At 54.9% G+C, this 14,824-nt stretch carries 12 protein-coding genes and 5 tRNA genes; all 17 read right to left on the minus strand.

All coding sequences use genetic code 11. The features are described from left to right. Positions 1 to 2: 2 nt before the first annotated feature. The 17 genes from secE to BQ2657_RS01700 all read right to left on the minus strand — a co-directional run bounded on the left by secE (position 3) and on the right by BQ2657_RS01700 (position 14,824). Positions 3 to 227, minus strand: coding sequence for a preprotein translocase subunit SecE (secE, locus tag BQ2657_RS01620; RefSeq protein ID WP_075579075.1), 225 nt, complete (start codon positions 225 to 227; stop codon positions 3 to 5). A 14-nt stretch (positions 228 to 241) separates the two neighbouring features. Then, entirely contained in the window at positions 242 to 403 is a 162-nt protein-coding gene (gene rpmG / locus BQ2657_RS01625; RefSeq protein WP_075579076.1) for a 50S ribosomal protein L33, read from the minus strand. Positions 404 to 542: 139 nt separating this feature from the next. Then, on the minus strand, positions 543 to 1,736 hold the full coding sequence (gene tuf / locus BQ2657_RS01630; protein ID WP_075579077.1) for an elongation factor Tu: 1,194 nt from the start codon (positions 1,734 to 1,736) through the stop codon (positions 543 to 545). Positions 1,737 to 1,809: 73 nt separating this feature from the next. Then, positions 1,810 to 1,886 (minus strand) — tRNA-Met (locus BQ2657_RS01635). A gap of 6 nt (positions 1,887 to 1,892) precedes the next feature. Further along, positions 1,893 to 1,968 (minus strand) — tRNA-Thr (locus tag BQ2657_RS01640). Between the two features lie 3 nt (positions 1,969 to 1,971). Continuing rightward, positions 1,972 to 2,047 (minus strand) — tRNA-Met (locus BQ2657_RS01645). A 5-nt stretch (positions 2,048 to 2,052) separates the two neighbouring features. Then, a tRNA-Tyr gene (locus tag BQ2657_RS01650) sits at positions 2,053 to 2,137 on the minus strand. A 22-nt stretch (positions 2,138 to 2,159) separates the two neighbouring features. After that, positions 2,160 to 2,235: transfer RNA gene (locus BQ2657_RS01655), tRNA-Thr, on the minus strand. 97 nt (positions 2,236 to 2,332) lie between these two features. After that, on the minus strand, positions 2,333 to 3,136 hold the full coding sequence (locus BQ2657_RS01660) for an undecaprenyl-diphosphate phosphatase (protein WP_075579078.1): 804 nt from the start codon (positions 3,134 to 3,136) through the stop codon (positions 2,333 to 2,335). A 152-nt stretch (positions 3,137 to 3,288) separates the two neighbouring features. Continuing rightward, positions 3,289 to 4,407, minus strand: a complete 1,119-nt coding sequence (locus BQ2657_RS01665) for a 6-phosphofructokinase (RefSeq protein ID WP_075579079.1) — start codon at positions 4,405 to 4,407, stop codon at positions 3,289 to 3,291. Between the two features lie 21 nt (positions 4,408 to 4,428). Then, complete coding sequence (gene brxF, locus BQ2657_RS01670; RefSeq protein WP_075579080.1) at positions 4,429 to 4,890, minus strand: BREX-3 system P-loop-containing protein BrxF; 462 nt, start codon at positions 4,888 to 4,890, stop codon at positions 4,429 to 4,431. 120 nt (positions 4,891 to 5,010) lie between these two features. After that, entirely contained in the window at positions 5,011 to 5,745 is a 735-nt protein-coding gene (sigH, locus tag BQ2657_RS01675) for an RNA polymerase sporulation sigma factor SigH (protein ID WP_075579081.1), read from the minus strand. An 86-nt stretch (positions 5,746 to 5,831) separates the two neighbouring features. Continuing rightward, positions 5,832 to 6,599: a 23S rRNA (guanosine(2251)-2'-O)-methyltransferase RlmB gene (gene rlmB / locus BQ2657_RS01680; RefSeq protein ID WP_075579082.1), complete on the minus strand. Its 768-nt coding sequence runs from the start codon at positions 6,597 to 6,599 to the stop codon at positions 5,832 to 5,834. Between the two features lie 112 nt (positions 6,600 to 6,711). After that, positions 6,712 to 7,893, minus strand: a complete 1,182-nt coding sequence (locus BQ2657_RS01685; protein WP_075579083.1) for an FprA family A-type flavoprotein — start codon at positions 7,891 to 7,893, stop codon at positions 6,712 to 6,714. A gap of 375 nt (positions 7,894 to 8,268) precedes the next feature. Next, on the minus strand, positions 8,269 to 9,630 hold the full coding sequence (locus BQ2657_RS01690; protein WP_075579084.1) for an alanine/glycine:cation symporter family protein: 1,362 nt from the start codon (positions 9,628 to 9,630) through the stop codon (positions 8,269 to 8,271). 19 nt (positions 9,631 to 9,649) lie between these two features. Beyond that, the gene (locus BQ2657_RS01695; RefSeq protein ID WP_075579085.1) at positions 9,650 to 11,407 is read right to left on the minus strand and encodes an ABC transporter ATP-binding protein/permease; all 1,758 of its coding nucleotides are present in this window, start codon (positions 11,405 to 11,407) and stop codon (positions 9,650 to 9,652) included. A gap of 267 nt (positions 11,408 to 11,674) precedes the next feature. Beyond that, on the minus strand, positions 11,675 to 14,824 hold the full coding sequence (locus BQ2657_RS01700) for an efflux RND transporter permease subunit (RefSeq protein ID WP_075579086.1): 3,150 nt from the start codon (positions 14,822 to 14,824) through the stop codon (positions 11,675 to 11,677).

The raw sequence follows: 14,824 nt of genomic DNA on the forward strand, positions 1-14,824 counted from the left end.
GCTTATTGCACTCCCATCACTAAGCGAAACAGTACGGATAAGATAGCATCAATGGCCCAGATTAAAAAAGCAGCAAAGAGAGAAGAAACAATGACCGTAATGGTATATCCGATCAGTTCCCGCTTTGTCGGCCAGGTTACCTTTTTCATTTCGGTTTTCACTTCTCGGAGAAAACCACCCACGCCAGAGGTGCTTTTCACATCCGGGGTGAACTGAGATGCTGCCATAGTATCGCTCCACCTTATTTCGTTTCTTTATGCATCGTATGCTTCTTGCAGAATCTGCAATACTTCTTGATTTCGATACGTTCGGTATCGTTCTTTTTATTCTTCGTAGTCTGGTAGTTACGCTGTTTGCATTCGGTGCAAGCCAGGGTAATACCCACACGGTTTCCAGCTGCCATTCCTTAACACCTCACTTACATTCAAACTCTTGATTCCCAAAAGCCGCCTATAAAGACTATCATAGAACTGTCAAGATGTCAACAAAAAACTGAGGCCGATGGATTGGTCGGCCTCAAGTTTTACATCCTGTTGGTTTGCTTAGCCTTCGATTTCGGTAACGACACCGGCACCAACGGTATGGCCGCCTTCGCGGATAGCGAAACGCAGACCTTGTTCGATGGCGATCGGGGTGATCAGTTCAACATCCATCACCACGTTGTCCCCAGGCATAACCATTTCAGTGCCTTCAGGCAGGTGAGCTACACCAGTAACGTCGGTGGTACGGAAGTAGAACTGCGGACGGTAGCCGTTGAAGAACGGAGTATGACGGCCGCCTTCTTCTTTGGTCAGTACATAAACCTGGCCTTTGAATTTCGTATGAGGATGGATGGTGCCCGGTTTTGCCAGCACCTGGCCTCTTTCGATTTCAGTACGGTCGATCCCACGCAGCAGGCAGCCGATGTTGTCGCCGGCTTCAGCCTGATCCAGGGTCTTCCGGAACATTTCCAGACCGGTAGCTACGGACTGTTTCTTTTCGTCGGACAGGCCAACGATTTCCACAGTGTCGCCGACTTTGATCACGCCACGTTCCACACGGCCGGTAGCAACGGTACCACGGCCAGTGATGGTGAACACGTCTTCGATAGGCATCAGGAACGGTTTAGCCAAGTCATGGACAGGAGTCGGGATGTATTCGTCAACAGCCTTCATCAGTTTCCGGATGTTGTCCTGCTGTTCCTTGTCCCCTTCCAGGGCTTTCAGAGCGGAGCCTACGACGATGGGTACATCGTCTCCAGGATAGCCGTACTGGCTCAGCAGTTCACGGACTTCCATTTCAACCAGTTCGATCAGTTCAGGATCGTCCACTTGGTCGGATTTGTTCAGGAACACGACGATGGCAGGTACGCCAACCTGGCGGGCCAGCAGGATGTGTTCACGGGTCTGAGGCATAGGGCCGTCAGCAGCAGAAACGACCAGGATGGCGCCGTCCATCTGAGCAGCACCGGTAATCATGTTCTTTACATAGTCAGCATGCCCCGGGCAGTCGACGTGTGCATAGTGTCTCTTTTCGGTTTCATATTCAACGTGGGCGGTATTAATGGTAATACCACGTTCTCTTTCTTCCGGAGCCTTATCGATGTCGGCATAAGCTTCGAAAGTGGCTTTGCAGCCCGGAGTTTCGGACAGGACCTTGGTGATTGCCGCGGTCAAGGTGGTCTTGCCGTGGTCAACGTGACCAATGGTACCAATGTTCACATGGGGTTTTGTTCTTTCAAATTTCTCTTTAGCCATTAGAATACCTCCCAACGCTTCCTGATATTTTTTTGGATTTTAAAATAGCCCCTTTACGGGGCTGTGTTGGTAATGGTAGCGGCGCACGGATTTGAACCGCGGACAGGCCGGGTATGAACCGACTGCTCTAGCCAACTGAGCTACGCCGCCATAAAATGGAGCTGATGACCAGAATCGGACTGGTGACCTTATCCTTACCAAGGATACGCTCTACCAACTGAGCTACATCAGCATGTGGTTGCGGGGGCTGGACTTGAACCAACGACCTTCGGGTTATGAGCCCGACGAGCTACCAACTGCTCCACCCCGCGATGTTTGGTGGAGAGAGAAGGATTCGAACCTTCGAAGCCAGAGGCGGCAGATTTACAGTCTGCTCCCTTTAACCACTCGGGAATCTCTCCACATTTGTCTGTTGCGAATATTTGGAGCTGGCAAAAGGAATTGAACCCTCAACCTACTGATTACAAGTCAGTTGCTCTACCATTTGAGCTATGCCAGCGCTTTTCGTTCGTAACAAGGATAAGTATAATGGAACTTAGGGAAATTGTCAACAGCTTTTTTAGAAAAACTGTAAGAAATTTTATAAACCCTCATCCTCACAGATAAAAGTATCCGATGGTGACCAGGGCCAGGAGGATCCGGTAGATCCCGAAAGCGGTCAGAGTGGAACGCTGGAGGAATTTCATGAACCAAACGATGGACAGATAACCCACCACAAAGGCGGTGACAAAACCGATGGCCAGGACCATCAGATCCCCGCTGCTGAGGGCGGAAAGATTCTTCAGCAGTTCGAACAGACAGGCCGCCACCATGATGGGCAGGGCCATGATGAAAGTAAAATCCGCTCCGGCCTTCCGGTTCACCCCCACCAGTAGGGCGCCCCCCATGGTGGACCCGCTCCGGGAAAATCCGGGCCACAGGGACAGGAACTGGAAGAAACCAATATAAAGCGCCTGGCGCAGGCTGATGTGGTCCACATCCTGGACCAATTCTTTTTCATGGCCTTTGATCCGGTGTTCTGCATAGATCATCAGGAAAGCCCCCAGTACCAAGCCTACCGCCACTGTAGCCGGAGAAAACAGATACTTCTTGATGAAGGAGTGGACCAGAAAGGCAAAAGCCATGGTGGGAACGCAGCCTGCGGCAATATGCCAGCCGGTAAGGCCGCTGCCCAGCTGCCAGCCCTCCTTGGTCAGGAACCGGGCGAAACGTTCCTTGTAGAGCACCAGGACCGCCAGGATAGCCCCCAGCTGGATCACCACGTCAAAGATTTTGGCCAGATTCCCCTCGAAACCGATCATATGGCCTACGATGATCATATGGCCGGTAGAAGATACGGGGATGAATTCTGTCAGGCCTTCCACGATGCCCAACAAGACGGCAATCAGATTTTCACTCACGATACACACTCCTTCTCCTGCTTGCTATACTGTTTCGTTATGAGAACTTGTACATTATATGGCATCTGTCCCGAAAAAAAAAAGAGAAGTCACGGATTTTTCCCACCAGTTTAAGAAAAATTGTGCTTCTCTTTTTAGATTTTTCAAGATGTTCAGGACTCCGGCTTTTCATCTCCGAAGGAAATCCCCACTTCCCGGCCGGTCCGGATGATATCCGAATCCACCGGTACCTGATGGGGCTGGGAGGCAGCCCGGGCAATAGGCACCCGGACGATGGCATTGGCCTGGAGGGCCACCATCACATTGTATTCCCCATCCAGGCAGGCTTCCACAGCCGCCGCGCCATACCGGGTGGAAAGCACCCGGTCGTAAGCAGTAGGGGAACCGCCCCGCTGGAGGTAGCCCAGTACGGTGCACCGGGATTCGATGCCGGTCCTGGCTTCGATTTCTCTGGCCAATTTCTCTCCCACACCCCCCAGCCGGATGGGTTCGAAGCTGTCCTTCACCATCCGGGCGATGGTCATCTCGCCGCCAATGGGCTTGGCTCCTTCTGCCACAGTGATGATGCTGAACTTCTTGCCGCTCTGCTGACGCTGGCGGATCTTTCGGATCACCGCATCCAAATCATAAGGGATCTCCGGAATCAGGATCACATCGGCTCCCCCGGCAATCCCGGAATGGAGCGCAATCCATCCGGCATACCGGCCCATGACTTCCAGTACCATCACCCGGTGATGGGATTCCGCCGTGGTATGGAGACGGTCCAGGGCTTCCGTGGCCATGGCCATGGCCGTATCGAAGCCGAAAGTCCTTTCCGTGCAGGGCAGATCATTGTCGATGGTCTTAGGGACCCCCACCACATCCACTCCGCAGAACCGGTGGAGATCATAAGCAATCTTCAGGCTCCCGTCTCCGCCGATGACGATGAGACAGCCGATACCGTGATCCTTCAGGTTCCGGACCACCACATCCCGCTTGTCCTCATAGATCACATTGCCCTTATCATCTTCTCCGGCAGCATAATGGAAGGGATTGTTCCGATTGGTGGTCCCCAGGATGGTCCCGCCCCGGGGCAGGATCCCGGAAACATCGGCCAGGCTCATCAGCTTCATATCGTTGCAGATCAGCCCGTGGAACCCATTGGAAATGCCATAGATCTGGAAACCGTGATGGATGGCGGTCTTGACCACAGCCCGGATCACGGCATTCAGTCCTGGGCAGTCCCCTCCGCCGGTGAGCACCGCCAGAGTGCCCCTGTTTTTCTCCTGCATTGGGCTCACCCTTTCCTGTCCTTATTCCACTTCCCAGACCGTATAATCCGCTGCAGAAATCCGGATGGATTCCGTGCCGTCGAATTTATCATAGCAAAGCAGTCCGTCATTCACGTATCCTGGCCAGGCCAGGACTACGGTATAGGCCTTCCCCAGGGCATCGATGACACTCTTGGGATCGATATGGAACACCGGGACGAACAAGGTCTGCACCCGGTCCAGCAGGATTACGTCTCCCCGATGTCCGGACAGTTCTTCCGTGAGCATAGCAGGTGCCTGGGCTTTCCGTTCGCTGGGCAGCAGTTTCAGGAATTCTTCGGTGATCAGCAGCCGGGTGTCTACGTAATCCCAGCCCTTGGCTTCCGCCGCCTCCCGCAGCAGTTTGCTCTTGCCGCTGCCGGGTTTTCCAGTGACGATCAGGACTTTTTCTTCCTTGCCCTGTACAGCTTCCACCTGTTTCAGAAATTCTTCCATTTGACTCATGTGTATCGCCCTCCCTTTATCTGTTTCGATTTTCCGCTGTTGATATCATGTTATTCGCCGCCGTGAAAGGAAATTCCTGCAAAGGCTTTCTTTTTCTTCTTTCCGGCAGTAAATAAATTGTCAGATTGTTTCAATTCTATCATTCTTTTCATCACTGCCCCGGAGATGCTCCTTGGCCGCCATGATCAGCAGCCCTTTGTTCAAGGTTACCAGGTCCAGTTCATGGTTCCGGCTGGCCAGGTATTTCTCCAATTTCCGTTTCACCCGCTGGAGGGCATTATCGATGGATTTGGTACTGCGCCGGAGTTCCTGGGCAATCTGCTGATAGCTCTTGCTTTCTAAGTATTTGCAGAGAGCCTGCCATTCCAGAGGGCTCAGCATGGACGTTACATTTTTTTCGATGTCCATGAAAGCTTCCTGGTCCACCAGGAGATTTTCCGGATCTACGCCATGGCCGCCTCCCAGCATGTCCAGCAGGGTCCGCTCCTTGCCTTCTTCGAATACCGGCTTATCCAGGGACACATAGCAGTTCAGAGGCCGGTGCTTCTGCCGGGTGGCACTTTTGATGGCAGAGATGATCTGCCGGTTCACGCAGATTTCCGCGAACACTTTGAAAGAGGCCTGTTTGCCGGGTCGGTAATCCCGGATGGCTTTGAAGAGGCCGATCATCCCTTCCTGGATGATGTCCTCCTTCTCTGCTCCCACCAGGAAATACCGGGCAGCCTTGATTTTGACGAATTCTTTGTATTTGTCCAAGAGATAGTCCTGGGCCTGCTGGTCGTCCCGGTCCTGGATCAGCCGGATCAGTTCTTCATCGGTCAGAGTATCATAGACTTTCCGGATTTCTTCCTGCAATGGATCCCGCCTCCTCTGGTGAATGCAGCTTCTTTGGGGGCTCGAGGTTGGGATGCTGCAGGTCACTGCAGCATCCTCTTCACTCTTTACGCTTTACTCTGCACTGCTTTTTTCCGTTCTTCCAAGATCCGCTGCCGGACGATGTCGTAGAGCAGGATACCTCCGGCCACCGAGGCATTCAAGCTGGAAACTTGTCCCAGCATGGGAATGCGGACAATGAAATCGCAGTTTTCCTTCACCAGGCGCCCCAGGCCCTTGCCTTCGGCACCCACCACCAGGACCATAGGGCCCGTCAAGTTGGCATCGAAATACTGGGATTCCCCGTCCATATCCGCTCCAGCGATCCAGAAGCCCCGCTTTTTCAGCTGCTTCATGGTCCGGGCAATGTTCCCGATCTGGATCACCGGCACATATTCAACGGCTCCGGCGGAAATCTTGGCCACTACAGCATTGAGAGGGCAGCTCCGGCGTTGGGGCAGCAGCACCCCATGGACTCCCGCAGCATTGGCGGTCCGGATCAGGGCCCCCACATTCTGGGGGTCCTGGAGTTCATCCAGGAGCAGCAGGAGGGGCACTTCCCCCTTTTTTTCCACCTGTGCCAGCACCGTATCCAGATCCTGGAAGGCCACAGGAGCCCCCTGGGCCGCCACTCCCTGGTGCCGGATCCCTCCGGACAGACGGTCCAGTACTTCCCGGGAGACTTTTTCCACCGGGATCTGCCGTTCCTCTGCCAGGGCCAAGAGCTCGCTGAGACTGCCTCCATGGGACCCTTCCTGGACCAACACTTTGTTGAAGGGACGCTGGCTGCGCAGCGCTTCCCGCACTGCATTCCGTCCCACGATGATATCTTCCATGGTTCCTCCTGATATGCGGGTGGGGTTGCCGCTGCCGCAGCAACCCCAGACCCTGTTGTCCCGTTCAGCATCCCTGCCCTTGGGGCTTCCGGAATACTGACTCCGGCCGATGTTATTCTCCCTTGCTGACTTTTTCAGCAAAATCAAAGCCGTACTGTTCAGCGGCTTCCAGCTCTTTAGGCAGCGGACGCCATTTCACATTGTATCCTGGCAGCAGTTCCATGCCGGAATCTTTGATCAGGGCTTCCATATCCTTTTCGGCGCCGCCGGCCCAGCCGTAAGTTCCGAAAGCAGCCGCCTTCTTCCCGGTAGGTTTCAGGCCTTTCAGATAGGTGAGGAACCCGCCGATGGTGGGCATCATCCCGGAATTCTGGGTAGGAGAACCGATGAGGATTCCTTTGGCAGTGAGCAGGTCGCTGACGATATCGGCCTTCAGGCTGCTTTCATACCGGTACAGCTTTACCCGCATCCCCTGTTTTTCAATGCCTTTGATCATGGCCCGGGCCATAGCTGCAGTGCCGCCCCACATGGTATCGAATACCACCAGGACCCGGTCTACGGTTTCTCCTCTGCCCCATGCTTCGTAGCGGCTCAGGATCCCTTCGATATTGGACCGCCAGATACAGCCGTGGCAGCTGCAGATCATCTTGAGAGGCAGGCTCCGGACCAGTTTTACCGTATTGGGCACCAGTTTCCGGTAGGGCATCAGGATATTGGCAAAATACTTCTGGGCTTCAAAGAACATGTTCTCCACTTCGGTTTCATCATCGAACAGCTTGCTGCAGCAGTAATGCTGGCCGAAAGCATCGCTGGAGAACAAGATTTGTTCTTCCGGGCAGTAGGTGACCATGGAATCCGGCCAATGGAGCATGGGGATGGGCTGGAAAGCCAGGGTCCGTTTCCCCAGGCTGACCGTATCGCCCTTTTTCACGATCTGGGTCTTGAAGATGTCCCCGTAATGTTCCTTCAGTTCATTGGCGCCCTGGACGGTGATCAGGAAGGTCGCATGGGGGCAGGCCTGGGCCAGAGCCGGCAGACTGCCGGAATGGTCCGGTTCCACATGGTTCACTACGATATAGTCGATTTTTTCCGGGTCCACAATGGTCCGGATGTTGCTCAGCTGTTCCCCGGCAAAAGGAGCCTTCACCCCGTCGATCAGGCAGATCTTTTCATCCATGATCAGGAAGGAGTTGTAAGTAACCCCCCTGGGAGTGGCAAAGCCGTGGAAGTCGTGGAGGGTCCAGTCCCGGATCCCCACTTCGTATATATCGTTGACGATGGTACGAGCTTTCATGTTGAATCTCCTTTCAAAAGACAGTTCCATTTTCGCCCTATCATTATACTATTTTCTACAATTAAAGACAATTTAAAAAAGGGAGTGTTGCACGTCTGTGCAACACCCCAGGTCTCATGAGCCGCATAGCGGCTCCGTCTCGAGTCTCGAGTCAAAGGAAGAATTTGCAGGCAAATTTTTGAACGTATAAAACCTGATCCGCTTTCGATAAGATATCCGTTTCTATATCCAGCACGACTCTGGTTCTGTACCTTAAAAAGAACCTGGCTGAAGGACAGGTTCTATCCAGTGGCCCGAGACTCACGACTCGAGACCCGAGACCTCAAAAGGGGCTGTTGCGCATGCAACAGCCCCTTTTGTCAATGCTCCCGCTGCTCAGGCAGCAGAACCCTTCTTCTTTTCCTCTTTCATATGCTCCATATACTTCCGTGTCTCAGCCACCACGACCCCGGACAGGCCCAAGAGGGCAATCAGATTGGGGATGGCCATCAGGCCATTGACGATATCTGCCAGGATCCAGATGGATTCCAGCTTCAGGAAGGCCCCGCAGCCCACAAGGACAATGAATCCCACCCGGTAAGGCATGATGCCTTTGACCCCGACCAAGTATTCCATGCACCGTTCCCCATAGTAGTTCCAGCCCAGGATGGTGGTAAAAGCAAAGAGTACCAGTCCCACCATGAGCATGTAGCCGCCAAAAGCAGGATAAGCTTGGAGGAACGCTGCATTGGTGAGGGCCGCTCCGTTCAGATCCGTCTTCCACAAGCCGCTGATCACCACCACCAGGCCGGTCATGGTGCAGATGATGATGGTGTCGATGAAGGTGCCGGTCATGGAAACCAACCCCTGTTCGGCCGGCCATTTGGTCTTGGCAGCAGCGGCCACGATGGGGGCGCTCCCCAGGCCGGATTCGTTGGAGAATACTCCCCGGGCCACCCCGTTCCGCATGGCGAACAGCACGCTGGCTCCCAGGAACCCACCGACGGCAGCGGTGGGATGGAAAGCATCATAGAAGATTTCTGCAATGGCTCCCGGCAGCTTGTCCGCAAAGATCACCAAAAAGCCCAAGGTAGAAACCATATAGATCACCGCCATGGCAGGGACAATCTTGGAAGCCGTCTTAGCAATGCTCTGGAGCCCTCCCAGAGTAATGGCCGCCACCAAGATGGTGAGCACCACAGCCGTGTATTCCACAGGGATCCCGGCATTCAGCTGGGTGATCTGGACAATGGAATTCACCTGGGCAAAGGTCCCGATGCCGAAATAAGCCACCAGCACACCGAAGAAAGCAAAGGCGATGGCCAAGGGCCGATAGGCTCTGCCCAGCCCGTTTTCAATATAGTACATGGGGCCGCCGGAAATCTGGCCCTTGTCATCCACGGTCCGGTATTTTACCGCCAGGCAGCCTTCCGCATATTTGGTGGCCATGCCGAAGAAGGCAGCGATCCACATCCACAGGATAGCGCCCGGTCCCCCAGCTTTAATGGCTGTAGCCACTCCCACGATGTTCCCGGTGCCCACAGTAGCCGCCAGGGCCGTGCACAGGGCCTTGAAGGAATCGATATCCCCTTCTCCCTGGTTCTCCGCAGAAAAGATCAGCTTCAGCGAACGGGGCAGACGGAAAATCTGCAGGAATCCCAGCCGGAAGCTCAGGAAAATCCCCGTCCCCACCAAAAGGACCAAAAGCGGCGGTCCCCAGACAAAACTGTCAATCTGATTCAGCAGTGCAATACTCATAAACAAACTTCCCCCTTTTTCATTGAGCCCGCAGGCGCTCTTCCCACTTCTCTGCACTTTCCAGAGAAGCCGTATGTGTTTCTTTATCCAAAGCCAGCACCCGCTGGTGATAGCGGAGCAGCGTGCTTCTGTGTCCCACACTGACCAGGGTAGTCCCTGGCAGCTTTTCTCCCAAGATCCGATACAAAGCCCCTTCCGTTTCTTCATCCAGGGCAGAAGTAGATTCGTCCAGGAACAGCCACTGGGGCTCATAGAGCAGGGCCCGGGCAAAAGCCAGCCGCTGCTGTTCTCCGATGGAGAACACATGGGACCAGTCCCCTTCTTCCTGGAGATGGACTGCCAGATATCCGATCCGGCACAATTTTAGGGTTTCCTTCAGGGTTTCGTCGGAAAACTCCCGGGTGCCGGGATATAGGACCGCATCCCGGAGGGTCCCCAGAGGCAGATAAGGGCGCTGCGGAATGAACATGAGCCGGTCCTGGGGCGGCAGTGCCACCTTTCCCCGGGCGAACGGCCAGATCCCTGCCAGGGCCCGGAGCAAGGTACTTTTCCCGCTGCCGCTGACCCCTTTGATCAGCACATTGGTGCCCGGTTCCAGGGTCAGTTCCAAAGGCTCCAGAATGGGACTGCCGTTGGGCAGGTCCACTTCCAGCGGGTCCAAGCGGACAGTCCCATCAGGACTTTCCACCCGTTCCACATGGCTCTGGCTGCCGGCAGCCTGGACCCTGGCCATGTCTTCTTCAAAGCCAGTGAGCCGGTCCACCACAGCCTGCCATTCCGCCAGGGAAGCGTACATATCCACAAAATAGGAAAGAGAATCCTGGACTCGGCCAAAAGCCGCAGCTACCTGCATCAGTCCCCCCAGGGTCAGTTCCCGACGCAGGAACCGGGGAATGGCCACCACAAAGGGAAAGATGATGGCGATCTGGGAATAGCCGGAATTCAGCCACACCAGCTGTTTCTGTTTCAGGACGATCTTCCAGAAGTTCTCCAGCAGCAGGGCAAAGCGTTTCTTGAATACCTTTCCCTCCAGCTGTTCTCCCTGGTAAAAGGCAACACTTTCCGCATTTTCCCGCATCCGCATCATACTGAACCGGAAATCCGCTTCCCGGCGCTGCTGGAAAAAATTCAGGGCCACCAGCTTATGGCCTACCCGGTGAGTCAGCCAAGTGCCCACCGAAGCATAAGCCACGGCCACCCAGACCATATATCCAGGGAGGTGCCAGGTGCGTCCCAGAAAGGCAAAGGAAAAAGGCCCGGAGAGCTGCCAAAGGATCACCACAAAAGATACCAAGGTGCATAGGGCCTTGACGATGCCTACAAAGAATCCCAGGGTCTTGGTGACGAACAGATTCACGTCTTCACTGATCCGCTGGTCCGGGTTGTCCATCTCTTTCCCGAACATTTCCAGCCGGTAATAGGTCCGGTGCTGGAGCCACCGGTCGATGTACCGATTGGTGAGCCAGCGCCGCCAGTTCAGCACCAGCACCTGCTGGAGGTAGTAGGCATAGACAGCAAGGATGATATAAATGAACGCCAGCACCGTGAACCGCTTCAGCTGGTAAAAGATTTCTTCTGTCTGGTAGTTCTGGAGTGCCGTGTAGAAGGCGTTGTTCCACTGGTTCAGCAGCACCAGCATAGCCACCACGGCCAAGGTCAGTACCAGGATGGCCAGCAGTAAGGCGTAGGCTTTTTTCTTTTCTTCACTTTTCCAGTAGCTGCGGGTCAGGCGCCAGACCTGACTGAGCAATTTTTTCGTACCATTTGTTTGTTTCACGCGACCTTCACCTTACATAATTTAGAATAAAAACTATTATATCCGTTCCAATGAAAAAAAGCAAAGATTTTTGGCAAAAAAGGCTGCTGCGTTCGCAGCGTCCTTGTCAACGGTCAGCTGTCAACGGTCAACAGCCGATGGAAGCCAGCTTTTGCTGGCTCCATTCTATGAAACAGAGGATTTTTTCAAAAAAAGAACCCGTTCCCATAGGGAAAACGGGTTCTTTCCTGCGGCCGCTGACCGTGTCTGCTGCTTTGCAGCAGCACCTTATTTCTTTTCTTCCGGAATCGGATCATCCACGGAGCCTACAGGCACCTTGGGATGGAAGACCTTTTCGATGGTGAGGAACAGGACCGGCACCAAAAACAGGCTCAGGAAGGTGGAAGCCATCATGCCGCCGATGATGGCAGTACCGATGGAGGTACGGCTGCCGGCACCGGCGCCGCTGGCCCAGGCCAGAGGCACGGCCCCGATGACCGTAGAGAAGGCGGTCATCAGGATAGGACGGAGACGGACCGTGACCGTATCCACCAGAGCGGGCATGACGGCCCAGCCGTCGTCCACTCTCATCTTGGCATATTCCACAATCAGGATGGCGTTCTTTGCAGACAGCCCGATCAGCACGATCAGACCGATCTGCATGTAGATATCACTGGTGAGACCCCGGAGATACTGGAAGCCTACAGCACCCATAACGGCAGAAGGCACCGCGAAGATGATGCCCAAAGGCAGGGTCCAGCTTTCATACAGGGCGGACAGACACAAGTACACGAACACCAGGGAAATCCCGAACATCATGAAGGAAGAGTTCCCGGCGGCTTTTTCGTCCCGGCTCTGGTCCGTCCATTGGTAGGTATACCCACTGGGCAGTTCGCTGTTCAGCACGCTTTCGATGGCGGCGATGGCCTGACCGGTGGATACGTTGGCCGCTGGAGAACCAGCGATCTTAGCCCCACGGACCCCGTTGAACCGAGTGATTACAGGTGCGGCCGGGATTTCCTTACTGGTTACCAGCGCACTCAGAGGAACCAGGGCCCCGGTATTGCTGGCCACATACAGGTTGGCGAAGCTCTTGGTATCCCCTCTGTATTTGGGGTCAGCCTGGATGACAACCTTCCAGGTCTTGCCCAGCAGGTTGAAGTCGTTGACTTCGCTGCCGCCCAGGTTGGCCTGGAGGGCGGTGAATACGCTGGATACCGGCACGTTCAGGCTTTCTGCCTTGGCCCGGTCCACATCGAACTGGAGGGCCGGAGTATCATCGGTAAAGGTGGTGTAGATGGTGGCCAGTTCCGGTCGCTGCCGCAGCTTGCCCAGGATGGTCTGCACGTCTTTAGCCATTACATCCGTTTCATGACCGGTAGTATCCATGATGTACAGGCTCAGGCTCCCGGTGTTGGACAAGCCGGGGAGTACGGCCTGGTTGAAGGCCATGGAGGTAGCTTCCGGAGTCTTGGCCCCCAGGGCGTTCAGTTTCTTGATGACGGTGTATACACTCAGTTCATCGGTGGTCCGGTTCTGGATGTCATCCAGCTTCACCGGCAGGATGGCAGAGTTAGGTTTCCGTCCGCCGGACAGCACGTCGATGCCCACGATCTGCAGTACATGCTTCACACCGGGGATCTGCTGGATCTCCTGCACCATTTCATTGGTGACCTTAGTCGTCCGGTTGGTGGAGGCAGATTCCGGCAGGGAAGCCGTCATCATGGCAAAGCTCTGGTCTTCATCAGGCAGGTAGGAGGAAGGGATCAGCTTGAAGAACATGCCGATCAGCAGAAAGACGATGGCCAGTCCCACCAGCCCCAATTTGAAGTGACGGAGCAGGCTCTTTACGTTCTTTACATATTTGCCGGTGGTCCGTTCCAGCCACCGGTTGAAGTAGCCGAACATCTTGCCCAGGAACCCTTTGCTGCCGTTGGGATCCTTGGGCTTGATCACCATGGCGCACACGGCCGGACTCAAAGACATGGCCACTACGGCGGAGATACTCAGGGCAACCACGATACTCAGGGCGAACTGTTTGTACAGCACCCCGGTGATCCCGCTCAGGAAGGCTACAGGCAGGAATACGGCCAGCAGCACGAAGGCCGTGGCCACAATGGCCCCGGATACTTCCCGCATGGCGGTATAGGTGGCTTCCTTGGGGTCCATCCCCAAGGCATCCACGTTGTGTTCCACGGCTTCCACCACCACGATGGCGTCGTCCACCACGATCCCGATGGCCAATACCAACGCGAACAGGGTCAGTGTATTGATGGTAAAGTCAAAGATGATGAAGGATCCAAAGGTCCCCAATAGGGATACCGGGATGGCCAAGGTAGGTACCAGGGTGGCCCGCCAGCTTTGCAGGAACACCCAGGTGATCAGCACTACCAGCACCAGGGTTTCCACCAGAGTAACCACCACTTCCTTCAGGGATTCACGCACATAGTCCGTGTTGTCCTGTACGATGGTCAGTTTCAAGTCCGGTGGGAAGGTCTTTTCCGCTTCCGCCAGCACCTTCTTCACTTCTGCCACGGATTCCAAAGCGTTGGCATCGGTGTTCAGGCTGATGGCGTAGTTCATGGCATTCTTCCCGTCCAGTTTGGAGGTAACGCTGTCATCACGGGGTCCAAATTCAACCCGGGCCACATCCTTCACCCGGAGCAGGTTCCCGCTGCTGTTCTTGATGATGATGTTGCCGAATTCTTCGGCGGTGGTGAGACGGCCCTTTACACGGGCGGAATACTGGAATTCCTGATCCGCCTCGTTGGGCCGGGCCCCGATGTTCCCGGCAGGCGCCTGGACGTTCTGGCTGGCAATGGCGTTCTTGACATCCGCCGCCGTTACCCCCAGGGAAGCCATCTTCATGGGATCCAGCCAGATACGCATGGCCAGTTCCGGCCCGTATTCGCTGACTTCAGAAACCCCTTTCACCCGCTTCAGGGCATCCACGAACTGGGTGGAACCGTAGGTCTTCATGAACAGGGTGTCATAGGTGCCGTTGGGGGAAGTCAGGGCGAAATACATGATGGTTTCGGCCGACTGTTTCTTGGTGGTGACCCCGTAGGTACTTACTTCACTGGGCAGGGAAGCGGAAGCCTGGGATACCCGGTTCTGCACCTTGACGGAGTCCATATCCGGATCCGTCCCCAGTTCGAACTTTACGTTCAATGTGTAGTTCCCCTGGTTGTCGCTGGTGGAGTTCATATCCACCATGTTGTCGACCCCGTTGACCTGCTTTTCAATGGCCTGGGCCACGGACTGTTCCACGACTTCCGCACTGGCGCCTACGTAGTTGGTGGAAACGCTGATCCGGGGGTTGGAAATCTGGGGATACTGGGCAATGGGCAGGTTGTAGGCCGAAATGATCCCCACCAGGGTGATGATGATGGCTATGACGCAGGCAAATACAGGGTGATCAATAAAATACTTTGCCAC

The organism is Acidaminococcus massiliensis (assembly GCF_900095825.1).
Classification (GTDB): domain Bacteria; phylum Bacillota; class Negativicutes; order Acidaminococcales; family Acidaminococcaceae; genus Acidaminococcus; species Acidaminococcus massiliensis.